Below are 26,230 nucleotides of genomic sequence, written 5' to 3'. Positions count from 1 at the left end.
CGCAGTTCAATGGAACAGATTATTCGCGCCGCACTCGATGAGCTGGAATCGCAGGAGTCGGTTCTGCTCACTTGGGGTAACACTCAGGGTTTCTTCAGCCAGACTGAGCTCAGCAATATTATCACTCAGGCGTTACAAAACCACCCACTTGACGCCAGCGGCCTTACCAGCTTTGGCGTAGCGAAAGTTATGATCGAGCGCGGATTGCTATTGCGTCACCAGCAAAATGGTGTTTCGGTGTTTCGTACCCGAATGGCAGAGTCAGTGCGGCTTTACAGCCAGTTACGCCAGATGTTTCCCAAGCACGGCCGGGGTGATAACTGGCGTACCGCGCCGACGCTAGTGTCCGACTATCGCTTCTTGCGCCGCCAACGCAAATACCCGATGCGTAACCTACAGGCTGCTGAGGTTTTGCAGCAACTTGATGAAACGGAGGGGTTTACCTCTACGCATCGTCAACTGCTGTCGGCACTGATCAGCCACCCAGGCGGAATGTACAACCTTGCTCGCTTTCAGCATGACGCCTGCAAAAACGTGCTACGTGGCGTGCAGCAGAGCAAGCACCGATCAACCGCTACCATTGTCTGTGCGGGAACCGGCACCGGTAAAACGCTGGCGTTCTATCTGCCCGCTCTGACATTTATCGGTAGTGAACTGGTCGCCAAAAGAAAAGATTCAGTAAAGGCTTTGGCAATCTACCCGCGCAACGAACTGCTGAAGGATCAGTTTATCGAAACGTTGCGTCAGACGCGTAAGCTGAATAGTGAACTGGCAGAGAAAAGCGTGCGAAAAGTGCGTATAGCAGCGCTGTTCGGCATGGTGCCATTAGATAAAGATGCGATTTATCGCGACTACATGAAAACGGCCTGGAGCCGGCATCGTGCCGGCATGGCCTGCCAGTATATTTCCTGTCCGACGGAGAGTTGCCGCGGCAAAATGGTCTGGCGCACCGCCGATCTTGAAAACAGCATTGAGCGCCTGCACTGCGATAGCTGCACGCAGATCATCGAGCCTGACGAAGTGATCCTGACGCGTAAGCGCATGAAAGTCGAACTGCCTGATATTGTGTTCAGCAGTACCGAGATGCTGAATAAGCAGATGGGCAACTCGTCTCTGGCATCGCTGTTTGGCATAGGCAAAAACGTCGTCCCGCCGTCTATGATGTTGCTCGATGAGGTACACACTTATTCCGGTGTCAGCGGCGCGCAGAACGGTATGCTAATCCGCCGTTGGCGGCATCTGTCGGGCGCTACGCCGCACTTTGTTGGGCTGTCCGCAACGCTGGAACAGGCGACGCGCTTTATGGCTTCGCTAACCGGACTTAAAGAACACCTTGTGGCGGAAGTTAGCCCGACCGAAGACGATATGGAGACAGAGGGCGCGGAGTATATGCTGGCACTTCGTGGTGATCCGGCTTCACGCTCTAGCCTGTTATCCACCACAATTCAGGCTTCCATTCTTACCAGACGCATGCTCGACACTGCCGCTGCGCCAGTCAGCAACGGCATGTACGGCACGCGTAGCTTTGTCTTTACCGATGACATGGACGTCATTAACCGTCTCTACTTCCAGTTGCTGGATGCTGAAGGCCGTTATTCAAACGGCAATATAAATGCAAAAAAAGAACCGCTTGCTATGTTGCGCGGCGATGCACCGAATATGGAAAAGTTTACCTTTGGTCAGCAGTGGCCACTGGCCAAAATGATCGGGCATACGCTCGACTCCGCTGATCGCAGCAATGTGAAACGCACCTCGTCGCAAGATGCCGGCGTTGACCATGCAGCGGACCTGATTGTCGCCACAGCGTCACTGGAAGTCGGCTTCAATGACCCGAACGTCGGTGCCGTTATTCAGCATAAAGCCCCGCGCGATAACGCCCAGTTCCTGCAGCGTAAAGGTCGCGCCGGACGTCAGCGCTCCATGCGTCCGTGGACTGTAGTGGTACTCTCCGACTATGGTCGCGACCGCATGGCATTTCAGTGCTACGAAAACCTCTTTGAACCGGTGCTAAAGGCGCGCCATCTGCCGGTCGGCAACAGCTACGTACTGCGTATGCAGGCAGCCTTTGCCACTATGGACTGGCTCTCCAGCCGCAACGAGTATCTTAATCAGTGGAATCGCGGTATCTGGGATGATCTATCAGTCCCGCAGTACAAAGGTAAGCCATCTGAAGCCCAGTCAACGCTGGCCGAACTGATTGAAAATCTGCTGGATAGCCAGGAAACCCAGCAGGTATTTAACACTTACCTGGCGGAAGCGATGGGGATTAAAGACAGCAGCCTGCTGCAGTCACTGTTGTGGCAACCGCCGAGAGCGATTATGACCGCATTTCTTCCAACTGTACTGAGAAGGCTGCGATCTAACTGGTCGCGACTGGGTGTTGAGCAGGCGGATAACTGCCGCAAAAGCACGCCGATGCCGGATTTTATTCCGTCGGCGCTGTTTAATGACCTTTGCCTGCCGGAGTTGCAGATTAACCTACCGGATGAAGCCGGTCAGGGAGGTGATTCGCATAGCATGCCAATTTTGCAGGGGATGAAAGATTTCGCTCCGGGCCGGATCAGCAAACGCTTTGCCATCAAAAATATTCGTGAACGCCACTGGGTGGTACCGGAAAACCTCGATCTCAAAGAAGGGGCGCATCCGTTCCCCATTGACGATTACTGCCCCCCAGACAAACGTGAGCCCATGCCCGATGGCCACATTACCACCCGCAGCGGCATGCAGGCTATCTCCTGCTTCCGCGCCTGGGAAGTGTCTGCCCGCACACCACCAGATGACTTTAAACTGAGTGAAACCTCAAACGCGTTTCTTAACTGGCACAGCGAGATCCGTCCACCTCAGAACGGCATCCCGGCGGAAGTGCCATCCAACAATGTCTGGCAGAACATTTTCCAGCAGGTGGAGTTTTACAGCCATCAGCAGCACTGTCCGATCGAAGCCGTGCGCTTCGCCACCGGCTCACGTGCCAACATTAAATTCAGCGACCAACGTGAAGACCTGCAGATTGACTTCAAATTTGAACACCAAGGCGAACCCGCTGCGTTTGGCTTTTCGCTGTGGGTGGATGCGGTAAAATTCCAGTGTCAGCTACCCCATTTTGATCTCGCCAGCATCAGCAATAATCGTGAACTTATGGCTGGACTGCGTACAGCACGTTTCCTGTATGAAGTCAGCCACGACGAGGCTATTAGCGTTAATCCGTTCCTTGGTGGCTGGCTGGCAGAAACCGTTTTGGCAGGAATCGGCAGCGAAGCTGTATTGAAAAGTTGCACGCCAGAGCAGGCATTTAGGGCATTGCAACACGACTGCGCGGGGATCGCCCTGCGTGACGTTCCAGCCCGCATCTTCCAGACGCTGTACGATGCGCAAACCGGTGCAGAGGTCGAACAGGATCTACAGCAAAGTCTGCGTGAACTGCTGTCTCAGGCTCCGGTGATGGCGAAAATTGCCGATTGGGTGGAATTGTTGTGGCAACCACTGGATAACACCTGGCTGGAGTGGTTGACCTTCAACTTTACTAACACACTGGGCGCGGCGCTGCTGCAAACCGCCATGCAGTTGTGTCCGGACGCCGATGATAATGATCTTATCCTCGATCTCAATGGCGGACCGTTACGCACTGAGAAGCTCGTTCATGATCAGCGCGAAATCTGGCTGTCGGAAACCACCGTCGGCGGCGGCGGCATCATTGAGAAAATCCAACAGATTTACCGAGAAGATCCACGTCGCTTCTTCGAGTTGCTGGACTTTAACCTTAGCCCCGGTGACTACGAAACCATGGATAATAATCTCTGGCATCTGCTGCAAAGTTTATCAATCTCGTCTTCATCTCTTCCTGCGCGTATAAACGAGATGCGCCTTGCCAGCAACCATGCCAGCCAGGCCCAAGCGCAACGCAGCTTGCTTGGGGAGTTACAGCGTAGCGGCTTTATGACCAGCCACAGCTTTCTTTCGGCGATCAATACCCGTCTGTTACGACCGGGTACCGTTGCCAGCAGTGACGCCTTTTTACTGCGACTACAGCAGGAGTGGAGGCAGCAGGAGCAGAGACTGGGTATTGAATTGCCGCAGCGCATCTATGCCTTTACCTGTAGCCAGTCCAGCTTGCTCGACCAACAACTACAACAGGCCAGCCAGGGGCAACACAACTTGGAAAGCTGGCGTTTTAATACCTGCAACGGTCTGCTGTGGCCACGCGGCCATACCATCCGTGATAGCTGGTTGACCTGGTACAATCCTTACAGCTTTGCCGGGCCGACCGAGCGCCTGTTACTGGCCCACGTGGTACAGCACAGTTGTGCTCAAGTGGCGCTCAGCCAGCCAGACTGGATGCAACAATGCCACCAGTATCTGGGGAATAATGGTAAATGCGAACTTCTGGCCGAACCGGGCAATGGGCTTAATGAAGCCATCGCCACTCTGCTGGTTACTCCGGTGGAAATGTACGGGCTGTTCTTCTACCCGCGCGTCAGTGCCCTGCGGCGCAACAATAATGACACCTTCGCCATGATTGAAATTCCGGAGGCGATCCAATGAATACCCGTCGTATTTTTAAATCCAGAAGCTCGCGCCAGAGTGAAGTGATGGATGTGCTTAGCTCATTACTGGTTGCTGAGATTGCTCAGCCTAGTGCGGAGCTGTGGATTGTCTCGCCTTGGATCACTGACCTCGACTTACTCGATAACCGCACCGGTCGTTTTGACTACCTTGAACCAGCCTGGGGACAGCGCCATGTGCAGACCTCAGAATTGCTGGCGCGTGCAGTTGCCAACGGCGGCACGCTGAAGGTGATGACCAATGAGACTAAGCATAATGCACGTTTTATCCGTCAGTTAACTGAGCGTGTTGCCAACTATGGCATGTCAGATAACCTGTTCATTGGTCAGAAAGATGTGCTGCATACCAAAGGATTCCTTGGAGATCACTTCTTCCTGAGCGGATCGATGAACCTGACGATTGGCGGGATCGTGATCAACGACGAACAGATCAACCTGACCACAGACAAAATTGCCATCGTGCAGGCGTTGCTGGCGTTTAACGACTTTTACCAACCAGCAGTGGGAGGGGGGCAATGAACAAATCTGACAGCGAGCAGTTTCTGCGTGCCTTCTTCCGTAGCGAAGAAAATGTTATCTCCTGGGAAAAAATTACGGAGGGGCTGCTGGAAGCATCTACCTTAGGGCGGCTGGCCCCTTGGCTTGACGATGTCCGCAACGGATGCTTCCCGGTGATTCTGCCGCGCGTAGTGAAGGGCAGCAACAACAAAGTCACCTGGTATGCAGTGTCCGATGATGAGCGAAACTATGCGGAATTGCGCGAACTTATAGATGCGCACGTCGGCACATCGTGGTCCGACTTTAACCGCCAACGCACGATACTGGATCCGAGCGACCCGGTGGAAAAAGCGCTAATCGACCACTATGGTGGCAGCGTGTATAAATTTAGCTCGCTTTCGCAATTGAGGATCCCCGAGATATTCAACGGCATTGAGCGTTTGCGTCAGCAACTAGCCAGCCGGCCAGGCTACCAGCTTACGCTTCTACGCCCACGTGGCCGTATTCTGCGTGATATCCGCGCTGCTCTGCGCCGACGTGATGTACCACAGACTCGCCTCTACCTGCAGGAACTGCGTGATGCTGGTGGCATTGGCCATATCAACGAACTGTTTATCGAACTCCGCTGCCTGGCGCTGGGCGGAGATGCGAAAAGCCTAATTGACTCAATTGAGTTGCGCCAGGTGCTGGATATCCCGCACCCGCGGTTGCTGGCTGAAGAGGTGATGGCAGTTTTCTATCAACAGATGCTGCTGAAGTATGAGCAGTTAGGCGACCTCGCTGCCCAACGCCAAGCATTTAACAATTCGTTGGCGAAGAGCGTGCCGCGCCTGTTCCAAGTTACCCAGGGTATTAACACGCCAGCGGCGGTAAAAAATATCCTGCTGTGGCTACTTTCCGATACGCAGAGTGATCCGGCAAGACTGACGGAACAGGCACAACAACTGGTTGCCAGGATGAAGGGGGCAACGGACGATGACCGGGGGTGGATTAGCCAGTTGCTGGCAGCTCTCCCCGCCGTGACGGCGGCCTCCCTACCAGCGACAAACATCAATGACTTACTTGCCATAGCCGATGAACGACCTGAAAGCGTTCTGGAAGAGTTGTTGATGCTGCCGGTCAGTGCATGCGGTGCAGCCATTGCTTTAAAATGTGCCTGGGTCGTGGGCAGTGCAGACGCGGCAGTGAGGGCTATCAGCTACCTGCAACAATTGGCACAACAGGAGCGTGACCCGTTGCTGGCGAAACCGGCCTTCCAGCGTTACTACGCTGCACTACGACTGCTGCTGCCTGCCATACGTGCAGAACAGAATACCGCCGGGCTGGATAATTGGCAGGACTGGCTACAGGAAGTACTGAATAACCCGCAGTGGCCGGGCGCGATTGAAGCGGTAGAGCAGGCCAGCCACCAATGGTCCGCTGGTGCTTTTCAGCCCGAGATATTTGTTTCGCTGCTGGATAAAAGCAACAGCCACGCCAGTATGGTGCTGCGCGATGCCATTCCGGTGCTGCTTGAGTGGTTGGATAATCACCAAACTAGCGCTTCATGGCAATCTGTCCGGCTGGCGTTGCTGCAACAACTGACGCTGGACGACAACAGCTCACGGGAAGATATCTACACCGCCTATGATCTGGCACGTGGCTATTTAGCGGGCGATAGTAATGCGCACGACTATCGTGAGCTGATAGAAAACCTTCAGATGATGATAGAGAGTTCCGGTACGGCCAGTGCTAGCGCCTGGCTGGATATGCTGGAGCTGTTCCTGATCCACCCGACTACTGACCAACTTGCCAGAGAGCGATTATTCAATCTGGTACTCAACATGTTTTACCGCAACCCAGCCCGCTATAGTGAATTGCAGTGGAACCTATTGTCTCAGTTTGCCGGGGAGTGCGGGCTTGTCTGTGAGATTCCCCCGCAGATTGCAGAAGACAGTGAAGAGAGCACGGATGAGGTTCGTGCCGGAGCAACGTTGAATGACAAGGTAGTGGGCATTTATACATTAACGGAGTCGGTAGCACAGCGTGTGAAACAACAACTACTAGCCGATTACCCTCAGGCCGATATTCGCCTCAACAACGATAAAGGCGGCTCAACCATGCTGCGTTCATTGGCTAAAGAAGCGGATGTATTTATTTTTGCCTGGCTTAGTTCTAAACATTCTGCTTATTACGCGATAAAAGAAGAGCGCGGGGATAAGCCTTTACTGCAACCCTCCGGCAAAGGCAGTACCAGTATGCTGGACTGCATTCGTAGTTATTTGATAGAGCATTAAAGGAAAAACGCGCTTGGTGGCGTGAACACGCCACCCGCTTCGGGCTACTCACCGCGATAAATACAACCCGCAGTACAAGTTTCTTTCACCATCACGGCGCTCAGGAGCGGCAGTTGTGTTTTAACCTGATTCCATATCCATTCGGCCAGCACTTCGCTGGTTGGGTTTTCCAGGCCAGGGATGTCGTTGAGATAGTGGTGGTCCAGGCGATCCAGCGTCGGCTTGAAAATGGCCTTGAGTTCAGCGAAATCAATAATCCAACCTGTGTGTTTATCGACTTCCCCGGTTATTTCAAGGCGTACGATAAAGGAGTGCCCATGCAGTCTTCCACACTTATGGCCTTCACTGACATTGGGTAAGCGGTGCGCGGCTTCGAATGTGAAATCTTTAAATAAAGTGGTTTTCATAGTTTCCTCTATAATTTGTTATAAAGTAACAAACTGGGAAGAGATTTGGAAGCAATTTGCATGCAATGAGAATATGCTAATGAGCTTTATAAAACCACCTATTAAACAAAGGGATAGCTGAATTCATTCGTAATAATGATTGGGGGAATTAGAAAAGCTTAACCACTAATTTGATAAAGAAAATAGCATCGCTGAAGCAACTGATGCCTCTCGATAAACAGGCGAGTGAGATAAGTTCACTGAAGTTGGTTTTGAGGCCAGATTTGTCTTGAACGTTATTCCTGTAAAGCCCAAGAAAATGCCGTGCCTCAACCAGTGCATGCCGGCACAAAAATCTCCTTTTTTTTCTATTTTGCTCTAACTTTGCCAACCGAATAATCTCTGCAATCACCTCAATATAACTTTGCGCCCTGACATCAAAGTAATCGGTCCGATGTGTAATGGAATCTGCATTCACCTTATAGATGTAATCCTTGCAATCCGACAGATAAAAACGCCCGTTGCTGGTTGCGAGATGAATGGTCCAGAGAATATCTTTGTGGCTTTTGCCAGCCTGAAAGGATAAGGAGTTTTGCCGGATATAGGACGACCTGATAATTTGTAGCCACAGGTAGTGCGGCCATTCACGTTGGGTAACACAGTGGCGTATCCACTCATGTCCGGATAAGGATTGTCCGTAAGGTTGCTTGGTGTGTACGGGCGTTCTGGAAGTTCCGCAACCTGTGCGCCAGGCGTTGAAGATCACCACATCGGCCTGAGTGTTTATCGCCGTCTGCCAGCGTGCAAAGATGAACCCCTCTTCAACGTCGTCATCTGCATCAAGAAATATTACCCACTCACCATGGTGAATATCCAGTGCGGCATTGCGTGCCGCGTAAACGCCCTGGTTTTCCTGCTCAATTACAATGAGCCGGTTGTCGCAGATATCCCGGATAAGATTGCCGGTACCATCAGTGGAACCGTCGTTAACGATAATGAGTTCAATAACGACACGGGTTTCCCTAAGGATCTTGCTGATGAGGTGACTGATGGTCTCTGCCGCGTTATAGACAGGGATAATGACGCTGACCTCGATTACGGCCTGCCGGTCTTGCTGAATGAGCGCCATTTAATCTTTGTGCCTTTGTACTGGGATTTCTCTTCTTTCTCGAATTTCCAATTGAATGTCGTATAAGCATTCCTCGCAGAACTCTTTATCCAGCGCAAATAACCGTTCGATGAAGTTTCTTTTTTTATTACATCGGGTGCATCTTTTCATGTTTATCTCTTCTCGGCTGCATCGTTCGAGCATGATGACCAGGTGTTGGCATACTCATCTGATGCAATAATGGTTACCGAAGGGACGATTAGTTTCTGGCATCCCAGCAGTGATGACGTAGCAAGCCCCACAGCGGTAATACGCCGTGATACAAAGCCATTTATCGTCAACAATGAAAGCCAAGGATAACCAGAGAGATTGCTGAAAAGATAATCGTTTTGATAGATCGATAATTGGATTTCGATCGTTATCACCGATCGATGCAAAGCAGCTAGTGATAGTGGTTTGTTGCGTGATCTACCCCAGTCACTTTTCTGAGTGGATGTTTGAACCTGAATTACTTTGCAAACTTTTCAGACAAGGTCAGCGTATTTCTGTTTTTCACTTCCGTGCAGTACAAGCTGTTTCCGCAGCGGGGACAGTGTTTTAGTCCGAAGAATTCGTAATCACACATCACGCAGATAAAGTGCCTAGGCTGAGGATCCCCCAAATGAAAGGATTCATGCAGGGCTGTTGCCCGAGCAACAGTAGAGAGTTGCGCGGGTCTGTGGGGTAAAAGCAAATAGGGGCATTCTTCTAAACGGTTAATGTCGCTACTTTCAAGGTCGTGTTCAAAAAAACGACCTTCCGCATGCGTGATTCGAAAATGCAAAGGGTTTAAGCAGCCTTCGCAGTAACAACGCAGCGATGCTGGCAGAGGATATAATTCTGCTTTGACCCACCTGCCATCATGGGTAACGCCACGCTTTATTTTCTTAAATTGCATAGATGCGCCTCTTGCCGCGCCCGGCTGTAGTCATTGGGCGGTTTTTCCGATGAATAAGAAGATTGCAATGCGATTGGAAGTGTTAGGGGCTCAGCCCACACAGGATCGGGAAGGGGGCGGTACTTAAGGCGGGGTCTGACCCCATAGGTCGTAAAATGCGAAGAACACATATTCCTCAATCAGGTTATGCAGATTCGGTGTTTTCGCCAGGTGTGCGTCCAGTAGCAACATCCGGTGATTTACTTGTTCAACTTGATGAAGAGAAGCCTCATGCTGCGGTGGTGCCAGCAGAGCAAAGTACTCCGGATCGTTCGCCAGCAAGCCGTAAAAGTAAGCGAGTGCAAACCTCTCCAGATGCCAGGGTTCATCGTAAAAATGTGAACTTAGCGCCAGCAAGTCATCGGTGAACTCTGCCCATCCCAGCCTTTGACATTCTGCTCGCAGCAATGAGAAGTAGAATTGCGGGCTCTGTATGAAATGTTCAGGGCGCACGTGTCTAACCGCTGCATCGTGCGAGACCAGATTATCTGACTGCTGCGTCTGTCTAAGAGTTAGCAGGTGAGCGATGAAAACCGGTGCGATAATCTGACAGGTGTGACGTCGCTGTTCAGTAAAACCACACTGATACACCCCCAGCCTGAGATAGGGCCTTAAGGCCTGCACCGGTTGTCCCGTTACGGCATCGACCATGCGATAGCTATCAAGTATGTATTGATAGCACTTCTTTAAAGCCGTAATGGCATGAGCATTAGGCATCGTGATTTCTCTTTATTTTTTTGCTGAAAGAGGAGTTGGGTGACTTGAGCTTTTGATGGCCTGAGTAATGAATTTGCGTCAGGCCAGCGCAGTGAGAGCTACTGAAATACAGATAACTCATTTCAAGTGGCGGAGACAGTTTCAATGCTGTAGATGCCTGTCTGGCAATGCGTGCAGTATTTCTCTGCATGGTAGTCACTTCTGCATTTTGTGCAGTACCAGTCGCCTTTCTGGACCACGGGCTGTGCTTCTGGAACGAAGCGGCGTAAAGCGCTGACTCGGGCTATCTCTTCTGCATCGGGAGTGAGGTAGGGGCAGTCATGGAGTTTGTGAACTAATGTCGTCCGTGTCGTTTGTTGGATGTGTTCAAACCAGGGATTCTTTCCGTTCCCTGGCGCGTGGAGTTTCAGGAGGGCCCTACACAGATGGCAACGGTATTGGTCGTTAGGGGCTAATTGCGCCTTTGTTGCAGCCATGAGTTGTCCGTTGCTGTTGAAGCTGATGAATGATTTTGCATGCATGTTTCTACTCCGGTGCGCCAACTTGCAGACGTGCGTAATCCCTCCCGAAGTGGGCAGGAGTAGCTACTGCAGGGATATGTTGGGTTTAATTGAATTTAGTTGGTGGGGATACGCTTACGGACGGGATTGGGCAATACGCTGCTTTACCCATTGTTCTACTTCGCTTGTTAGCCAACGTGAACTGCGTCCGAGTTTGATAGGCTTAGGGAATTCTTCTTGCTGAATTAATTTATAAAGCCATTTGTCGGTCATCCCGGTGTAGGCTGTGATGAAAGCCATGTCAATCATCGGATCGTTTAGTAATTCTGGTGTCGTTGTCATGATGTTTTCTCTTCTTCGGTGGGGGGATGAAGAGCATGCGGTAAGGTTATGTGTGGTTACTGGCATCTCTACATATCATGTCCATCCGAGTAAAAATTTACTTCTGAGCTTTGAATAAAAGGGATGGCGAAGAGTTCACGGATGCGGTCTTTGAAGAAGGTAACCCTTAGCAAGCATTTTTAAGTTCAATAATTGAGATCTGGCTCCCCATTTACATAGTAATCAGGTTGAATCTCGACGTAATGCCACCATGTTCTGTGAATGCGAAAACAACATGGAAACAGCTAATGCATATTGATAAATTAATTGAACAGACGGTTGAGGTATTGCCGTACATTACGAGTGAAGAAAAAGCGCAGGAGTTTCTGAATACATTAGATGCTTCGGATCAGATGGCGATTTTCTCAGCTTATAACGTCGGAAATACACATATCGGTTATGACCGACTTAGGGTCGATCACATTACTGTGCACCGCCATCTTGAATCACACGTTTCTCAGGCCAATTATGCCCATATGCTCTATATGAAGCGCCTGGTGATGAAAGAAGGCTTACAAACTTTTATTCGTTGCACTGAAGCTTCTGGTTTTAATCGCAGTAACTTCTAAGTAATCAGAACAGGGCTTAAAGCCCTGTTTTTTGATCATCAAGAAGACCAATCCGTAGAATGGACGGGTGATCTGGGACGTCCAGCACCAGAGGGAAGCGGAACCTCACTGCTGGCATAGCAACATAATCCTTCTTTTTGCTCTTCTTTCGCCAGATAGCTCAATATGTAGCGAATATTGGCGATACTGGCTGGGTCATTGTAGTTGATTGGCATGTTAATATTTGCGCTGTAATTTTCATGATATTCACAGCGGTAATGAAATCCTTCCTGTTTAGTAAGTTCCTGCCAAAGTTCACCTGCCTTCTCTGCAAAGGGATAGGTCCGCTGTGTTTTATGACCATTTAGCCAGAAAACCACATGAGCATGAAAGCCATGATCTGGAGTCCATTCCACTACCCAGAAGTACCCAACTATTGCCGGGTATGCCATCATCTCCGTCATTAACAGGCGTAGTTCATACTCCATAGAGCGCGGAGAACTGTTTTTAAAACGGTCAGAGCCTTTTTTGTAGAAAAAATCGACCCTCAAGGCATAAAGCCTTGCATAGCGTTGTACCATTGCATCGATTTGATTATTGATGAGTGCATGAAGAAACCAGTTCATCGAATAGTCCTGATTGTATAATTCGTTTTCTCTCATAGTAGAACTCACAAGATTAGATGCTTTATTAGAACAGCCTCCCCAAGGCCCTGAGGAGCCAATGCCTCAGGGCTGATAACAGGGTGAGATATCAATAGGGGTTGCCTAATTATCAGCAGGTTGAAATGGCTAAGGTGAATCAAAGCTATATGTCGTATTGATGCTGACATGTGTGGTTGAGCGTACGTTAATTACAGTGATATACCGTGTGTGTTTATGAGGGTGCCTATTAATTATATTAATTAACCCAAATGTAATTTTTAGTCATAGATACGGGAAAAAGGAAAATATTTTAAGGTTGATTTGTTAGGAGGTAGCTAGTATCAATCTAGGCTGTAATTGCGAATGTGATCTTTTTACCATTGCTCAACCTCACTTTTAAGCCAGCGAGGTGAGCCTCATAGTTTAATGGCTTTGGGAAATCGTCCAATCTTGAACATCCTGTGGAAATAATAATTTATAAGGCCCGTATAAGGAACAATAAAATCCATATTGACCAATTTATCATTCAATACTGAAGGCATGAGTTATCCTTCGGAAATAGACAAGTGTATCTGTTGTGTGTTTTTCGTATTGGGTGGTTCATGTCATAGGAGTGCTATGTATTTTTTTATTCATGAAATAACTATCTTGCTATGAGGGGGCTAGTTCGAGTAGGCAGGTGTGCGATTTAAAATCATCACAGGTACGCAGAGTTGCGCAAACTTTCCTTGCCCCATTTGAAGGGATGCTTCACTCCCCTCTGGCATTTAATGCATATAGTTAAGGGATAGTGATTTAAGTGGCCTTAAAACAGGGGTTATCTACCATTTACCTATATAAAAAATCACTATATTATCACTTAAAAAGCACTGTAAAAACACTAATTAATCACTTATGATATCACTTAGTGATTCTATGGGGGCAATATGAAAAATCAAAAAAATGTCTTAATTTCAAGACTGAGAAATTGTAACAACAAGCGAGAGGCCAAGGCCTTTATCGCCTACGTTGTATACAACAATATAAAAATAAATAAACTTGGAGAAAATGTTTTTTATTCTAACAATCCGGCATTGGGCAATAAGATAGTTGCTGTTAATGTATCCACTAATGATTTGACTGGTGGATTTTTAGCCAAAAAAATACAGACCGATTACGATTTGAACTTTGGTTTTTCATCAGAAATGTTTGAAGGGTATTTGGAGAAAATGCTTCATTTTAAAAATGAATTTATTTTCCCAGAGGACGAATTCAAATGGATATTAGAGGACGATATTGCGTGCTATTGGGTATGGCTGGTATTGAAGGATAGAGATGGCCGTTATCTTGATGTGGCAAAATATGGTTGCGATATTAACACGTTCGCAACTCTAAAGATGGTGTTTGATCTTTTAAACCTCGATGCTTATCCATCAGGTAAGACTAGCCGATATGAAATAATACGAGACGTATTTGATTCTTGGTTTGCGATGAATGATGTAAAGGTAAAGTTAATTCATCAAATAAAATCGATGTGGAATGCTATACAAAAAGAAAGTAAAGGGTTGACGTGGATCAAAAAAGAAATTCCAGATCAAATTAATTTTATGTGGGAATATATGTTGGCGTATGAGTCTATGTCAAAGCTTCATGCGCTAAACCTATCTCCATCTACTCATAAAGAAAAATTATTAGCAATACGTGCATTTTACTATTATTGGGTGACTGAATCTGATATTAAAATTCTTTTTTCCATACGTTCTAATAAAGCCTGGAGTCAAAGAAAACATATAATCAGTAATAAAGAAAAGGACTTAAAAGCAATAAATGTTTTTATAAATAAAAAATCAAAAAATAAGATGGATTCAATTCTGAAACAAAAGAAGATGAGTATGGGTGAGCTTATTGAATTGATGGTCGATAGAGAATTCAAGATTTTAACTGAAAAGTAGCCACACGATTATTTATAGCAAATAAAATAATTATAAGTCTATATCACCTGTATGACATATAGCCTCAGTAAGCTTCTGGGGTCATTTTTATGAACGATAGGTGAAATATGGATGAAGAAATTAACTTTAGTAAATTATCAGTCTGGATTGATTGGTTATATGAGCAAGCTACCAGTAGCAGTCATCATTTCGATTCGTCACGCACATTGGCTGACAGCTACCTTGACCTTTCTCCTTCGACAATGGATGCAGCCACTAGCCTGGTCAACTGGGAGTCAGCCAAATCAGCATCCTGTGGCTTCATGACTGGTCTTGGTGGTGTGGTGGCGTTGCCATTCACTCTCCCCATGAGTATGACCGGCAATTTACTTATCCAGCTACGGATGATTGCTGCGGTTGCGATTATTGGCGGACATTCGGTTGAGGATATTCGCATTAAGAATATGGCCTATCTTTGCGTAGGCGGCAGCGTCGCGAAGGATCTGCTGAAGTCCTTCTATACGCGTTTTTTTGGAAGCGTCGTCAATGAGATTGCTTTTAAGCAAGCTCAACAACTGGCCTTGTCTCATATCACAGGGCAGATCACTTTTGGGCTGGCTTCGGGAGCGGGGAAGTTTCTACCTGTCATTGGTGGGCTAGTCAATGCCGGATTAGACGGTATCACGACCTACGCTGCCGGACGACTTGCCTGCGAAACCTTCCTTTTCTGATAGCTTGCCTCAAGCTCTAATTGATAATTATCCGTCGCCTGTTGGTGACGTATCTCCTTCATTATTCTGCAAGGAAAAACCATGACACGTCTCGCATCCCGTTTTGGACGGGTGAATTCTATTCGTCGCGACCGACCTCTTACGCATGATGAGTTGGCTCTCTACGTGCCCAGTGTATTCAGTGACAGCAAACATGAGTCACGCAGCGAAAGGTATACCTGCATTCCGACCATATCCCTGCTGGAAAATCTGCAGCGTGAAGGTTTTCAGCCGTTCTATGCCTGCCAGACCCGTGTTCGCGACCCAAATAAGCGCGAGCATACCAAGCATTTACTCAGGCTCCGTCGGGAAGGTCAGATCACTGGTCAACAAGTGCCGGAAATCATTTTGCTGAACAGCCATGACGGTTCGAGCAGTTATCAGATGCTGCCAGGAATGTTCAGAGCCGTGTGTGCCAATGGACTGATTTGCGGTGATACCTTTGGTGAAGTTCGAGTCCCGCATAAAGGTGATGTGGTAGGGCGGGTGATAGAAGGAGCATATGAAGTTTTGGACGTGTTTGAACGCGTTGAAGAGCAGCGCGAAGCCATGCAGTGCCTGAGTCTGCCAGCCCCTGCCCGACAGGCTTTTGCTCATGCTGCTCTGAACTATCGCTATGGAGAAGAGCATCATCCTATCACCGAGTCTCAACTACTGACCGCCCGTCGCTGGGAAGACAAGGCGGATGACCTATGGACGACCTACCAACGGGTTCAGGAAAACCTGATTAAAGGTGGATTAACGGGGGTTTCCGCAAAAGGCAAGCGGGCTCACACGCGTGCTGTTAAAGGCATTGATGGGGACATTAAGCTTAACCGTGCGCTATGGGTGATGGCTGAGCAAATGTTGCAACTCACTGCCTGAAATTTCATCGTTTCCTCAAAAGGACACTTCTGTTCTGGCGCATGAGTTCCCCACCAAGTCGGCCTCATTAACTCTTGTTTTCATGTCACCAGACCTTCATTCAGTCATATTCCATAAAGGATATTCCCATGCATAAGAAATTCATTATTACACTCGTCTTATTTTTATTTTCTGCATGTTCATTTGCTTCTGCTCCCGTAAACATTTCTTTATATAAAGGAGTTAATCCGAACTATAATTTCCCAGAATTAAAAGTGAAGATAACTGCAATAACTGATAAAGCCGAAATTAAAGATGTTATTGTCAATCGGGGTAACTGTCGTGTGGATAAAAAATATGCTATTACAGGGCGAAGCATGCTGCCCAAAACACTCCACTATGGTGAGTCCATAACGTTGTTTGTTTTATCGTCCTGTTCTGTGCTTCAGATCGACGTTGTTACTGACAAGGGTAACTGGACGATGCATTACCAATAGATGAGAATCGGTATTCTCATCTCCTGTACTCTGCTATTACTAAAGGGATCAAACGATGTATTAATACTCCGTATTAATAGCCATCATAAACCTCTCCTCCGTAGGGTTCCTCTCCTTAGGGAGTTTCACCATATAATGCATCTCGCCAGAGTCATTTATTTTGTCGCTATTAGTTAAATATAAACTTATACCGACTGGCTATGGTTTTTATGCCGTGATTCTAATTTCTCTTTTAACAAGTGCTAGCTTAATAGCCGCTGTCTCAATAGATAGCGGCTTTTCTTTTATTGGAGTTCTCCACATGCAATATCAAGCCCAGCAGCGCGTTATCCAGATGGCGCTGACCTTGCTCGAAAAACAGATGAAACAGAAATCCGTTAGTTTTAATTCCAGCGCCGAGACCCTGCAGTATCTGCGTTTACAGCTGGAGCAGCTCGAACGCGAGGTGTTTATGGTGCTGTATCTGGATACTCAGCACCGCCTCATTGCCAGTGAAACGACGTCATTGGGCACCATCAACGCCACCTCTGTGTATCCGCGGGAAATCATCAAAAGTGCCTTAGGCCACAACGCGGCGGCAGTGGTCTTTGCACACAATCATCCATCGGGATCTGCCGAACCCAGCGGTGCAGACCGTTCCGTGACAGAGCGTTTGATCGAAGCATCAACTCTGATGGGGATCAAGGTGTTGGATCATGTCGTCATCGGACACGGCGAATCGATATCTTTTGCCGAACGCGGCTGGCTGTGAGGATACATTCTGATGATTTCCATTTCTAAAGCAGTGACACCGACTGAAGCCTGGCAAACTCTGTTGGCATATCTGTTCCAGCAACATTATGGCCTGACGCTAAACGATACGCCGTTTAGTGAAATCCAGGTCATACAGGAGCATATCGATGCGGGGATCTCGCTGGCAGATGCGGTGAATTTCCAGGTTGAGCGTTATGCATTAATACGTACAGACCGCGATGGATTTTCCTGGGAAGAGCCTTACCTCAACGTCGTCGATGTTCTACGTGCGCGGCGGGCTACCGGAATATTTTCTCAAACAAAAGGGGAGAGGCCATGAACGATAACAATTCTTCCAATACTGGAATATATCGTATCAAACAGGTTCAGGAGGCTGAACCAGACGCGTGGCTGGATCTATGCAGGGCCGTGACTTTCGCTTATCGCTACATAAGAACGCAATCGCAAACCACAGGCCATCCCAGCCTGACCATCTGCGAGCATTCAGGTAATACGTCGCTGCGGTTTGACGATAGTTTAATTGGGCTAGGCGTCATTTCATTTAACGGAAGCGGAGCCCGCCAGCAGGCTGGGGATGCATTTATACTGACTCGCGGTATGCATCAAACAGCCGACTACAGCTGCAATACTAATAACCTGCCTTATGGTTTTTTGGTCAGGGTGGTTATTCTATTAGCTAACTACTATTGCCCTGCCACCTGGCAGATAAATACTGATATTCCTCTCTCTGACTGGCAACAAACAGCTGACTGGATCGCTAAGTATTTAAATCTTGCGAGCCGCATTCCTGATTTGAACGTCTGATTTTTCTTGTCCCGACTCTCCCAGCATAATGCGCCAGCCATTCCCGGCAGGCGTGTTTGCTTTTGTGCATGGAAAACTAATTATGCAGACAGAACCTGAAGTATTAACTGACCATACTGAACTCATCTGCTCGACCAATATCGAGCGGATCGTCACGGGCCGCGATGCCGCACTCAAGCAGATTGGCGCGTTGATTGAAAACCTCAATGACATTTCTGAACTGACTAGCAGGATTGGCGGTGGGATAGCCGAAGACTGGGCAATGCAACAAGGGCATCGTCATGATTGCAGGCTGACCAAGCCAGTGAGTGAAGCGATGCCCGCCATTACTCGAAGCATTGATTGTAGTGTCTGGCGTGATCTGATGTTGAAGTCTGGGATGTTGGCATTAATGGATGCACAGGCTCGCGACCAATGGCGGAAAAATCTGGAAGAGGGTGATTTTCCTGCGATTAGTGAAGAGAACATTCTCAGCACATTCGAGCAGCTACATCACAGTAAACTGGAGGTATTTGAGCGGGGGATTATCAACGTCTTTAAGGGGCTGTCATGGGATTACAAAACTAATAGCCCGTGCAGTTTTGGAAAGAAGATCATCATCAATAATCTGGTGACTCACAATCGCTGGGGCTACAGTCTGAACTGGGTCTGGCGACGAGATCAGTTGGCCGATTTGGAGCGCATGTTATTTTTGCTGGACAGAAAACCGATTCCTGACAACCGGGGCGATATTACTACCCGACTAATGGAACATGTGCGTGATCACCCGAGCCAACAGTCGTACGAAGATGATTACTTCAATATTAGATATTTCCAGAAGGGTACCGGGCACTTGACGTTTAAGCGCCCAGAGCTAATCGACAAGATTAATGACATCATTGCGAAACACTATCCGGGGATGTTGACCGGAAGAAATTAATCCGGCAGACGACTAGTCTGTAAAAATAGTATAATCCCGACCCTTGGGCTCTTATCAAAATGGGTTGAAATAGCTCGATTTTCATACGGAATGGTGTTTGTGGGTACAAGTGTGGGTATAAGTATCTTGTGTCTGAAATAAATTACATTTATATCAGGTTGTTAGTTGTTATTGGCGAGTCCGGCCTTCGGCACCATTAGTATGTAAATTAAGTCACCTACGGGTGGCTTTTTTTATGCCTAAATATCACCGAACTTAAAACCCGCGATTTGCTGGCACCTATCAAAGCGGTAGAGAAGTCAGGTCCTCTTGAAGTCGCTTCTCGTCTTCAGCAGCGTACGACAGCAATTATGCGCTATGCCACTACATTACTGACGTAGATGCTCTAAGTAGAGCAAGCATCTATTCTTTACTCTCGATTATCGTAATTCTTTATAATGGTCTTAAAATGGCTTTTTTAAGACGGTAACGGTTCAGGAGTATTTCACCATTATGACCACTCTCGTTTTTTCCTATTCCCATGTAGATGAAGCATTACGTAATGAGCTCGAGAAACATCTTTCACCCCTTAAGCGGATGGGGAAGATCATTACATGGCATGATCGACGCATTGTTCCTGGGCAAGAGTTTGAACGTCAGATTGACCACTATTTTTCGCAAGCAGATATCATCCTGCTGTTAATTAGCAGCGATTTCATTGCTTCTGATTATTGCTATCAAATAGAGATGACCAATGCGCTAGAGCGACATAAACGGGGTGAAGCAGTGGTCATTCCGGTGATATTAAGACAATGCGCTTGGCACCAGTTACCTTTCGGCAGCATTATGGCGGCGACAATCGACGGTAAGCCCATCACCAAATTTGCCAGCCACGATGAAGGTTATGTTCAGGTCTTTGATGCCGTCTCTCGCGCTATTGCCAGTATGGAAGCGAAAAAACCACAACAGAATGTGAATGTCCCTTCTCCCACTTCGGGGAATGCGGTGTATCAGGCAACAGAGACAGTTTTTACTCCACGTTCAAGCAATCTTTCTCTACCAAAGACCTTTACCGATCTTGATAAAGATCGAGCCCGACGAGAAGGTTTTGAGTATGTCGCCCGTTATTTTGAGAACTCGTTGGATGAACTCAAGAAACGTCATGCTGGGTTAGACGTCGATTTCCATCGACTTGATGCGAATTCCTTCACTTGCGCGGTGTATATCAACGGTAGCAAGGTTGGTCAATGTGGCATCTGGCGTGGCAATCAACACCATGGAATGGGAGATATCTGTTATAGCCAAGAAAGTGCTGTCCGAAATAGCTATAACGAATGTCTGACCCTTATTGATAACGGCCAAACTCTAGGGTTTCGTGCTCTGATGGGGGGCTTTAGTGGTGGCGCCTCAAGGGAGGCGTTGTTGACGAACGAAGGGATGTCAGAACATCTGTGGGGAATGTTCTTCGGAGTAATTAAACAGCGTATGTCTCGGTGATTCACAACGGTTAAGTCGCTTATCTAGTCTGATTTGACCGTTGTCTACCTAGTAAATGACGACAAGGATTTAGAAATGTTGCAACTTAATCTTGCCAAGGTGTTCCTGATTGGGGACGACAGCAATGGATATGTCCGTTATGAAATATTCTCAAAAGAAGGAGAGCGCCCAGACTATCCAGAAAAAATTGTGGTTTATCGTGAGAAGGTATTGGAGACGAACGGCGATAAGTATTGGGCCAAAACTGATGAAATTATCAGTCTGGACCATCTCGGATTCCAGGAAGGTGGATTTCAAATGGCAGTCACTTACCACATGCGTCCTTCGCGGGATATGTTTTCGGCAATAGATGAATGCAAAAAACATTATCGTAGGTCCTGCTAACCAATGAGTAAAAAACATCATTTACAATGCTTTCGTTCTGGCGGTTAGGAAATACACATAAACCCTCAGCTCTTAAACACCTGACTCTGATGCCATTCAATAAACCTTTCCGCCGGCCAGTAAACTTTATCTTGCGGTAAATAAAGTTGTTTTCCGTCACGCTGCCAGAAAAGGTGATCCACAACCGGGCTTCGGTTTACTCCACCGGAAATACGGATAGTCATATGCTCATCTATTCCTATCGCTCCCATGTCAAAGGCGGAATGATGCAGGGAACAAAGGGCCAGTCCGTTATTTACTTCGCACGGGCCGCCGTATTGTTTCCAGCGGATATGTGCCGCCTCCAGTCCTACGAGTGCGCCATCCAGCCGCAAATCGTAGCCACATATTGCGCAGCGCGAGTGATATGCCCGAAGAACAATCTCCCTGAAACGCGGATCGCGTGCTTTCATCAGTGACGTAAAATCAAACCCGAGGCGGTCTGCGAGAAGTATCTGGAGGCTTTCCGGGAAACGCTCTGTCATGATCTGCTGGGCCAGCTTGTTAATCATTTCCGGCGCTGCACGAAGGATCTGGTAGCTGCTTTCGTCAAAACCACCCGATACATGATTCTCAATCAGTTCACGTTTTGTCGGCTGGATGTTGCCCTTACGTGGCTTACAACCTTCAGTATTTTCCAGTGTCCAGAATCCGTCAGTCCTCAACCGCCAGAAAGGCATATTAGGATAGTAGTCGCGCCGCTTAGGGCCGAAGTCCGCCAGCAATTTCGTCAACGGCTCGTGGATCTCTTGCCCGTAGTCGAAGAGCCGGGAATGACCATTCAGATATTGCGACAGAACATAGAGCAGCAACAGGGGTTTATGCGGCGCGCACTGGTCGCCGTTGCGCCAGACTGCCACATTGGAAATTGCTGTTTGCAGTGCTTTACGTGAGGTCATAGCCGAAGGTTAACAGGTTGAAGTTATTGCGATCATGCTCGCAAAGAATAGGTAATTCAATGAAAGTCAGGTAAAAATAATCCGAGGTGTCATGAAAATATCGCGACCCCGGATTAATGGGATCGCGCGCGGGTTGTCACCGAATCTCAGCGCCCCATAAGGCATTCCCTGTGCTCTGAAATTTTATCCACAAGCCAATTCACCCCACCATCATCAGCAATCTCTGTCAGCGGTACAGAAAACCCGATGCCTTTGATACTCTTATCCGCCGATAACTGGATCTTTGAACCGGTCTCAGGATATCCGTCATAGTTGCCCCACAGGTCTTCGGCGGACGCGTAAGTGGCATCATCGTTTACCGCAGCAAAGAGATAGACATTCAGATAGCTTTTGGCTTCTTCCGCCGGGGTTTTCAATCCTGTGGCTGGCGGTTCGACTTCTTCACCGTATTGCAACACGCGCTGGTCACATTCCAGTTCGCTGTCTGTCACCAGTTTAAAGTCCAGCACATAGTCGGTCGCTGCCATCGGCGTATTGGGTTGTTGCTGTTTACTGAACACAAACGATACGTCCATCATCGGCAGGAAGTCCCATTTCCAGTTTTCCAGCGGATTGGCTCCGCGGCGCGGCGGCTTGTTGAAACTCCAGGTGTCCCACAGCAGAAACGATGTCTCCATTTTCTGCGCGACTTCGTTGATCATCGGCAGTATATGCTGGTAATACGCCCCGCAGATGCGGTGAGCCTGGCGGACCTGAGCAAAGGGATCGTGCATGATTATTTTTCCTTCAAAAATGAGAAATCAGAGGAGAGTGGCATAGCCGCCAGAAATTGATGAAATTGTTGCCAGGGGAGCAAAGGTTCGCGGATGCCATAGAGCGCAAGGGCCTTCAGGCAATCAGCGACGATGCGCTTATCCTGGGGGGCTTCCCACTCTGTGTACTGGAAAACCTCCCGGACCCTGCGCCATTCCATGCCATGAAACTCGACCTGCGGAAACTGTGTTTTTAATTCCTGAAACCAGTTCTCTGCAGTGGCCGGTAAATTGCCCAGCGCCAGAAAGTGAACGCTGTCTTTGGCGTTGTCATCCGCCAGATAGGTATAGAGTTCTTTCCGCCATTGCTGCAGATATTGCCTGCCGCCAGCCGGTGGTTTGACTTCAACGATCAGCGCCGTATGCTCAAAAGCGATCACGAGATCGGGTTCGGCAAATCGTTCGTCTCCTGAAAGAAAGGGTTGCATCTTCTGGTCAGCAGGATCAGGGAAAACATATTTGGGCCAGAAGGTGATGGATGCAAATTTGCCCCAACTGTCCCGGTTAATTCCCAGCATCGCTGAAAAAAACTGATCCATTGCCGCCGGGGATAAATAGCTGACGCGGCTCCAGATTGCTGCTGTGAGTAAATCCTCATAAGACTGAAAAACGGTTCGCCAGCTTTGTGGTTCACCGCCATCGAGCATTATTCTGCCCGCTTTTCCTTCCAGAATGGCATTTAGCATTTGGCACTCCTTTGTTATTTAAATTTGTTATTTTTCTTATTCCGGATCCTGCCCAACTTCATCGTCACCTGCTCCGGCATGTCATCCAGATTATCTTCCCGCAATCCCATCACTACGTTATAGCCTGCCATCAGCATAGGGTCGCCCAGGCGTGGCAGAGGGGCCAGTTTAATGGGGATAGTCAGCGTCAGGCTGGCATCGTAATCACACCCCAGATAGACGCGCAGCAGGGTAAAGACATCTTCACGCAACTGACCGCCGGGCAACCAGCCTTTGGCCTCTGCCGCGTCTTCAGTAAACATTTCCACGCCGATGCAGTAGTTGGCGTCCTCCGTATGACTGCCGAGAATCAGATGATCGCCCAACCTTTGTTGTTCTGAAAACGAGAATCTTGCCCGTTTTCCTGCGGGCATCCGCGTGACCTTGTGCGGTTTTACGGTGACCTGTGTGTTGGGTGCCTGCGAGCGGATCACGCTGGTAATGCCTTCCGCCGTGCGGGTAGTTCTGACCAGCGGTTGCAGCAACGCCAGTAAACGCGAGGCGGGTACGTCACCGCTGTCGGTGATACCGGTCAGAGCCATCAGGCTGCGCGAGGTTTTGTCGGTACCGCCATCTTCAAAGGTCGCGGGATAATTGTACTTTCGCCAGATGCGGTAAAACTGCGTCATCATCCGGTGGTTGAAGATATCTAAAAAGGCTTCCAGCGCCTCGTGACCTTCGCGTCGCTGGGTGATGTCATCGATGTAACCGGTCGGCAGCGGCGAGTCCACGCCGTACAGTCCCATAAAGGTTGTACGCACCGTCGGCGGCGCGTCCGGGTGTTCTTCGCTAGTTTCGACGGCTTTAAGTTCGCTGACCGGGAATCCCATCCCCGGATGCGGACGAAAACGCACCACGTCGTTTTTCGGCGAGAAGGTACTGCCGATCGGTTTGTTATCCGAAAGCTGTTTTTCCAGCAACTGGCAGAACCGGTAGAAATTAAACGCGTGCGCCCGGTCGTTACCGTCCTTGTCCCGCCAGAATTCCTTCAGACGCTTTTTGTTATCTTCCGTCTTCATCAGAATAAAATCCGTGTCAGGCGGCGTTCCGGCCATGTCCATTGTGTCCCGGACTGGCTGAGCGTCACCGTCAGCTGTATAAACCGGCGGATATCGGCGTACTGGGTGTAGAACTGCTCCAGAATCTCGCAAAACAGCAGGGCGTCACCCAGACCACAGAACTGATGTTCATCCAGCGTCACGCGGATGGCCACACCGTGCCAGCCTTCTGCAGGATAATGAGAGGGCGTATAACCCACATCGGTAATGCCCGCAATGCGGCGTGCGTTGTCCGGGTCATGCGTCCAGTCCAGCAGGCTGAGCGCGTGACGCAGCGTGTCGATCTCCATCAGACCGGCGATGGCCTGCGGATGCAGCAGCGACAGCACCTGCCACTGATAAAGTTCAGCGGCCGGCGGGTAATGCGGCATGGAGGGACGCGTGCGGGTGGCACATTTCAGCTCAAGGTTGCCCAGGGTAGTTTCACCGTCAAAGACGCTCTCCTGCAACGCCATGCGCGGCCAGGCGCCGTTGGTACAGGTCATGTTCAGGCGCATTTTCAGGCCGTTCTGCTTTTCGTGAGTGCGGCCTCCGAGCATTAAAATGGTCTCGTTCAGCCCGGACGTCCCCCGGTACATGCGGGTGTGGTAATAACGGTCGGGCCAGTTTTTCTTATACTGGAGCATGCCGCCTTTCTGACGAAACTGGCTGTAGGGCACGTAGCTGAACTCAGTGTTGTCCTCGTTCACTTCCGCGACGTCATTAACCGCATAGATTTCAGTGTGTCCGTCGCTGAGGCGGTGCGGTCGCAGGCGGTAATCGCTGACCGCGGCGGTCACGGACAGCGGCTGGGCCAGCAGGCGGAACAGGTTGATCACCGGCACGCAATGCATGCGAATGGCATCCGGCGGTACGGCCAGATCGTACGGCCAGCGTTCGCTGAGCGTCACCTCGATATCAAAGGAGGTGGTGTCCGCCGGAAAGGTCAGGGTTTCCAGCCCGCGCAGCTGCATAAAGAAATAACGTGTCGGTGCGGTGAAATACTCAAGCCACGGGCGCACCTCACCGCACAGGGCCGGACTGTCGCTCTCCGGCCACAGCGAGGCGTCGTTTTCTGCCTGCCAGCGTGGCACAAACTGCACGTCCACCGGCGTCAGCTCGGTCGATTCCTGCCAAAACCGCACGTTCACACGCTTCACCTGACGGCTGAGGGCCAGATACAGCGCAGACTGCAGCACGCGGTCGCCGTTGAGATACAGGCTGATGTTCTGCCAGTCGGCGCGGCGGATTTCCGTGAGGGCGGGCAGGGTAAAGCGCAGTTTCAGCGCCTGCTGGCCTTCCTGCAGGGTGAATAAGGAGACGCTATCGAGGGCAAACGGATGCACCTTCAGGTCGCGGGTCGTGCGGTAGATACAACGCTGACGGGCGTTATCCGACGGCCGGGTTAACAGATCGCTCTCAGCAGGTAACACCTCTTCGCGCACGTGCAGCTCCGGCGCCGCCGGGGTCAGTTCGACAATCGCCGTGGAAGGCAACGTGCGGTTAATCACCGGCAGCAGGTGCGAGAGCAACGGCTCGGTCAGCTCGGGAATATCATCGTCAATCTTCTGCCGCAGCTTGGCCATCATCAGCGAAAAACCCTGAAACAGCCGTTCGACGGAGTCATCGCGCGGTACCGGACTGCCATCTAATCCCAGCGCGCGCCCCAGTTCCGGGAATTCTTTCGCAAACTCCAGCCCGGCTTCCTTCAGGTAGCGCATTTCGCCGTCAAAATATTTTAAGAAATCGTCTTCCATGTCAGTGCCTGC

Annotated in this window: 25 protein-coding genes; 14 read left to right on the top strand and 11 right to left on the bottom strand. The window is 49.2% G+C overall.

All coding sequences use genetic code 11. The annotated features are described in order from the left end of the window. Nucleotides 1-9: 9 nt before the first annotated feature. From dpdJ to dpdD, 3 genes are read left to right on the top strand one after another with little or no spacing between them, the layout of a single operon-like run. A complete protein-coding gene (dpdJ, locus tag EDF78_RS13110) occupies nucleotides 10-4,539 on the top strand; it encodes a protein DpdJ (protein ID WP_133823248.1) in 4,530 nt (1,509 codons plus the stop codon). Continuing rightward, nucleotides 4,536-5,078 (top strand): phospholipase D-like domain-containing protein DpdK, encoded by a 543-nt coding sequence (gene dpdK / locus EDF78_RS13105; protein ID WP_133823247.1) that lies wholly within the window; start codon nucleotides 4,536-4,538, stop codon nucleotides 5,076-5,078. Before dpdJ ends, dpdK begins: the two co-directional genes overlap by 4 nt. Next, the gene (gene dpdD, locus EDF78_RS13100) at nucleotides 5,075-7,333 is read left to right on the top strand and encodes a protein DpdD (protein ID WP_133823246.1); all 2,259 of its coding nucleotides are present in this window, start codon (nucleotides 5,075-5,077) and stop codon (nucleotides 7,331-7,333) included. The genes dpdK and dpdD overlap by 4 nt, the downstream gene beginning before the upstream one ends. 44 nt (nucleotides 7,334-7,377) lie before the next feature. Here the strand turns inward: dpdD and queD are convergent, their stop codons facing one another. From queD to EDF78_RS13070, 5 genes are all read right to left on the bottom strand, one after another. Beyond that, complete coding sequence (gene queD, locus EDF78_RS13095; RefSeq protein ID WP_133823245.1) at nucleotides 7,378-7,740, bottom strand: 6-carboxytetrahydropterin synthase QueD; 363 nt, start codon at nucleotides 7,738-7,740, stop codon at nucleotides 7,378-7,380. Between the two features lie 148 nt (nucleotides 7,741-7,888). Further along, a complete protein-coding gene (locus tag EDF78_RS13090) occupies nucleotides 7,889-8,848 on the bottom strand; it encodes a glycosyltransferase (protein WP_133823244.1) in 960 nt (319 codons plus the stop codon). Nucleotides 8,849-9,335: 487 nt separating this feature from the next. Then, nucleotides 9,336-9,764, bottom strand: coding sequence for a putative zinc ribbon protein (locus tag EDF78_RS13085; protein WP_133823243.1), 429 nt, complete (start codon nucleotides 9,762-9,764; stop codon nucleotides 9,336-9,338). A gap of 123 nt (nucleotides 9,765-9,887) precedes the next feature. Then, nucleotides 9,888-10,520, bottom strand: a complete 633-nt coding sequence (locus EDF78_RS13080) for a hypothetical protein (protein ID WP_133823242.1) — start codon at nucleotides 10,518-10,520, stop codon at nucleotides 9,888-9,890. A gap of 635 nt (nucleotides 10,521-11,155) precedes the next feature. Then, entirely contained in the window at nucleotides 11,156-11,362 is a 207-nt protein-coding gene (locus tag EDF78_RS13070; protein ID WP_133823240.1) for an AlpA family phage regulatory protein, read from the bottom strand. Nucleotides 11,363-11,649: 287 nt separating this feature from the next. Between EDF78_RS13070 and EDF78_RS13065 the strand changes: the two genes are divergently transcribed. Next, nucleotides 11,650-11,970 (top strand): hypothetical protein, encoded by a 321-nt coding sequence (locus EDF78_RS13065; protein WP_133823239.1) that lies wholly within the window; start codon nucleotides 11,650-11,652, stop codon nucleotides 11,968-11,970. Between the two features lie 38 nt (nucleotides 11,971-12,008). On the opposite strand, the gene EDF78_RS13060 is transcribed toward EDF78_RS13065, so the two are convergent. Continuing rightward, the gene (locus EDF78_RS13060) at nucleotides 12,009-12,575 is read right to left on the bottom strand and encodes an inovirus-type Gp2 protein (RefSeq protein WP_243839453.1); all 567 of its coding nucleotides are present in this window, start codon (nucleotides 12,573-12,575) and stop codon (nucleotides 12,009-12,011) included. A gap of 944 nt (nucleotides 12,576-13,519) precedes the next feature. On the opposite strand from EDF78_RS13060, the gene EDF78_RS13055 reads away from it, so the two are divergent. The 10 genes from EDF78_RS13055 (at nucleotide 13,520) to EDF78_RS13010 (ending at nucleotide 20,949) form a co-directional block, all read left to right on the top strand. After that, nucleotides 13,520-14,524, top strand: coding sequence for a hypothetical protein (locus EDF78_RS13055; RefSeq protein ID WP_133823237.1), 1,005 nt, complete (start codon nucleotides 13,520-13,522; stop codon nucleotides 14,522-14,524). 107 nt (nucleotides 14,525-14,631) lie between these two features. Further along, entirely contained in the window at nucleotides 14,632-15,234 is a 603-nt protein-coding gene (locus EDF78_RS13050; protein WP_133823236.1) for a hypothetical protein, read from the top strand. An 81-nt stretch (nucleotides 15,235-15,315) separates the two neighbouring features. Beyond that, on the top strand, nucleotides 15,316-16,137 hold the full coding sequence (locus tag EDF78_RS13045; protein ID WP_047608857.1) for a DUF932 domain-containing protein: 822 nt from the start codon (nucleotides 15,316-15,318) through the stop codon (nucleotides 16,135-16,137). A 128-nt stretch (nucleotides 16,138-16,265) separates the two neighbouring features. After that, nucleotides 16,266-16,613: a hypothetical protein gene (locus EDF78_RS13040; protein ID WP_133823235.1), complete on the top strand. Its 348-nt coding sequence runs from the start codon at nucleotides 16,266-16,268 to the stop codon at nucleotides 16,611-16,613. 286 nt (nucleotides 16,614-16,899) lie between these two features. After that, nucleotides 16,900-17,364 (top strand): DNA repair protein RadC, encoded by a 465-nt coding sequence (gene radC, locus EDF78_RS13035; RefSeq protein ID WP_279586824.1) that lies wholly within the window; start codon nucleotides 16,900-16,902, stop codon nucleotides 17,362-17,364. 12 nt (nucleotides 17,365-17,376) lie between these two features. Continuing rightward, entirely contained in the window at nucleotides 17,377-17,685 is a 309-nt protein-coding gene (locus tag EDF78_RS13030; RefSeq protein ID WP_133823233.1) for a TA system toxin CbtA family protein, read from the top strand. Next, on the top strand, nucleotides 17,682-18,170 hold the full coding sequence (locus EDF78_RS13025) for a hypothetical protein (RefSeq protein ID WP_133823232.1): 489 nt from the start codon (nucleotides 17,682-17,684) through the stop codon (nucleotides 18,168-18,170). The genes EDF78_RS13030 and EDF78_RS13025 overlap by 4 nt, the downstream gene beginning before the upstream one ends. An 82-nt stretch (nucleotides 18,171-18,252) precedes the next feature. Continuing rightward, the gene (locus EDF78_RS13020) at nucleotides 18,253-19,089 is read left to right on the top strand and encodes a DUF4942 domain-containing protein (RefSeq protein WP_133823231.1); all 837 of its coding nucleotides are present in this window, start codon (nucleotides 18,253-18,255) and stop codon (nucleotides 19,087-19,089) included. A gap of 492 nt (nucleotides 19,090-19,581) precedes the next feature. Continuing rightward, nucleotides 19,582-20,565, top strand: a complete 984-nt coding sequence (locus tag EDF78_RS13015; protein WP_133823230.1) for a toll/interleukin-1 receptor domain-containing protein — start codon at nucleotides 19,582-19,584, stop codon at nucleotides 20,563-20,565. A 75-nt stretch (nucleotides 20,566-20,640) separates the two neighbouring features. Further along, nucleotides 20,641-20,949: a hypothetical protein gene (locus EDF78_RS13010; RefSeq protein WP_133823229.1), complete on the top strand. Its 309-nt coding sequence runs from the start codon at nucleotides 20,641-20,643 to the stop codon at nucleotides 20,947-20,949. A gap of 65 nt (nucleotides 20,950-21,014) precedes the next feature. On the opposite strand, the gene EDF78_RS13005 is transcribed toward EDF78_RS13010, so the two are convergent. From EDF78_RS13005 to tssF, 5 genes are all read right to left on the bottom strand, one after another. Continuing rightward, a complete protein-coding gene (locus EDF78_RS13005) occupies nucleotides 21,015-21,887 on the bottom strand; it encodes a phosphorothioated DNA-binding restriction endonuclease (RefSeq protein WP_133823228.1) in 873 nt (290 codons plus the stop codon). Nucleotides 21,888-22,033: 146 nt separating this feature from the next. Then, a complete protein-coding gene (locus EDF78_RS13000; protein WP_133823227.1) occupies nucleotides 22,034-22,660 on the bottom strand; it encodes a hypothetical protein in 627 nt (208 codons plus the stop codon). 2 nt (nucleotides 22,661-22,662) lie between these two features. After that, on the bottom strand, nucleotides 22,663-23,385 hold the full coding sequence (locus EDF78_RS12995; protein ID WP_133823226.1) for a hypothetical protein: 723 nt from the start codon (nucleotides 23,383-23,385) through the stop codon (nucleotides 22,663-22,665). A 14-nt stretch (nucleotides 23,386-23,399) separates the two neighbouring features. Next, nucleotides 23,400-24,479 (bottom strand): type VI secretion system baseplate subunit TssG, encoded by a 1,080-nt coding sequence (gene tssG / locus EDF78_RS12990; RefSeq protein WP_133823294.1) that lies wholly within the window; start codon nucleotides 24,477-24,479, stop codon nucleotides 23,400-23,402. Next, complete coding sequence (gene tssF / locus EDF78_RS12985) at nucleotides 24,443-26,218, bottom strand: type VI secretion system baseplate subunit TssF (protein ID WP_133823225.1); 1,776 nt, start codon at nucleotides 26,216-26,218, stop codon at nucleotides 24,443-24,445. Before tssF ends, tssG begins: the two co-directional genes overlap by 37 nt. Nucleotides 26,219-26,230 lie beyond the last annotated feature (12 nt).

The sequence above is a fragment of the Rahnella sp. BIGb0236 genome (assembly GCF_004364755.1).
GTDB classification, from domain to species: domain Bacteria; phylum Pseudomonadota; class Gammaproteobacteria; order Enterobacterales; family Enterobacteriaceae; genus Rahnella; species Rahnella victoriana.
Note: the sequence above shows the minus strand (reverse complement) of the source record. Positions and strands in the feature narration are given on the sequence as shown.

Bases quoted from the DNA above. Each gene is read 5' to 3' on its own strand.
- EDF78_RS13000 (WP_133823227.1), bottom strand. From the start codon at position 22,660: ATGCACGATCCCTTTGCTCAGGTCCGCCAGGCTCACCGCATCTGCGGG.
- EDF78_RS12995 (WP_133823226.1), bottom strand. From the start codon at position 23,385: ATGCTAAATGCCATTCTGGAAGGAAAAGCGGGCAGAATAATGCTCGAT.
- dpdJ (WP_133823248.1), top strand. From the start codon at position 10: ATGGAACAGATTATTCGCGCCGCACTCGATGAGCTGGAATCGCAGGAG.
- EDF78_RS13080 (WP_133823242.1), bottom strand. From the start codon at position 10,520: ATGCCTAATGCTCATGCCATTACGGCTTTAAAGAAGTGCTATCAATAC.
- tssF (WP_133823225.1), bottom strand. From the start codon at position 26,218: ATGGAAGACGATTTCTTAAAATATTTTGACGGCGAAATGCGCTACCTG.
- EDF78_RS13010 (WP_133823229.1), top strand. From the start codon at position 20,641: ATGTTGCAACTTAATCTTGCCAAGGTGTTCCTGATTGGGGACGACAGC.
- EDF78_RS13025 (WP_133823232.1), top strand. From the start codon at position 17,682: ATGAACGATAACAATTCTTCCAATACTGGAATATATCGTATCAAACAG.
- EDF78_RS13070 (WP_133823240.1), bottom strand. From the start codon at position 11,362: ATGACAACGACACCAGAATTACTAAACGATCCGATGATTGACATGGCT.
- EDF78_RS13060 (WP_243839453.1), bottom strand. From the start codon at position 12,575: ATGAACTGGTTTCTTCATGCACTCATCAATAATCAAATCGATGCAATG.
- EDF78_RS13065 (WP_133823239.1), top strand. From the start codon at position 11,650: ATGCATATTGATAAATTAATTGAACAGACGGTTGAGGTATTGCCGTAC.
- dpdD (WP_133823246.1), top strand. From the start codon at position 5,075: ATGAACAAATCTGACAGCGAGCAGTTTCTGCGTGCCTTCTTCCGTAGC.
- tssG (WP_133823294.1), bottom strand. From the start codon at position 24,479: ATGGCCGGAACGCCGCCTGACACGGATTTTATTCTGATGAAGACGGAA.
- dpdK (WP_133823247.1), top strand. From the start codon at position 4,536: ATGAATACCCGTCGTATTTTTAAATCCAGAAGCTCGCGCCAGAGTGAA.
- EDF78_RS13045 (WP_047608857.1), top strand. From the start codon at position 15,316: ATGACACGTCTCGCATCCCGTTTTGGACGGGTGAATTCTATTCGTCGC.
- queD (WP_133823245.1), bottom strand. From the start codon at position 7,740: ATGAAAACCACTTTATTTAAAGATTTCACATTCGAAGCCGCGCACCGC.
- EDF78_RS13050 (WP_133823236.1), top strand. From the start codon at position 14,632: ATGGATGAAGAAATTAACTTTAGTAAATTATCAGTCTGGATTGATTGG.
- EDF78_RS13040 (WP_133823235.1), top strand. From the start codon at position 16,266: ATGCATAAGAAATTCATTATTACACTCGTCTTATTTTTATTTTCTGCA.
- EDF78_RS13055 (WP_133823237.1), top strand. From the start codon at position 13,520: ATGAAAAATCAAAAAAATGTCTTAATTTCAAGACTGAGAAATTGTAAC.
- EDF78_RS13020 (WP_133823231.1), top strand. From the start codon at position 18,253: ATGCAGACAGAACCTGAAGTATTAACTGACCATACTGAACTCATCTGC.
- EDF78_RS13090 (WP_133823244.1), bottom strand. From the start codon at position 8,848: ATGGCGCTCATTCAGCAAGACCGGCAGGCCGTAATCGAGGTCAGCGTC.
- EDF78_RS13030 (WP_133823233.1), top strand. From the start codon at position 17,377: ATGATTTCCATTTCTAAAGCAGTGACACCGACTGAAGCCTGGCAAACT.
- EDF78_RS13005 (WP_133823228.1), bottom strand. From the start codon at position 21,887: ATGACCTCACGTAAAGCACTGCAAACAGCAATTTCCAATGTGGCAGTC.
- EDF78_RS13085 (WP_133823243.1), bottom strand. From the start codon at position 9,764: ATGCAATTTAAGAAAATAAAGCGTGGCGTTACCCATGATGGCAGGTGG.
- EDF78_RS13015 (WP_133823230.1), top strand. From the start codon at position 19,582: ATGACCACTCTCGTTTTTTCCTATTCCCATGTAGATGAAGCATTACGT.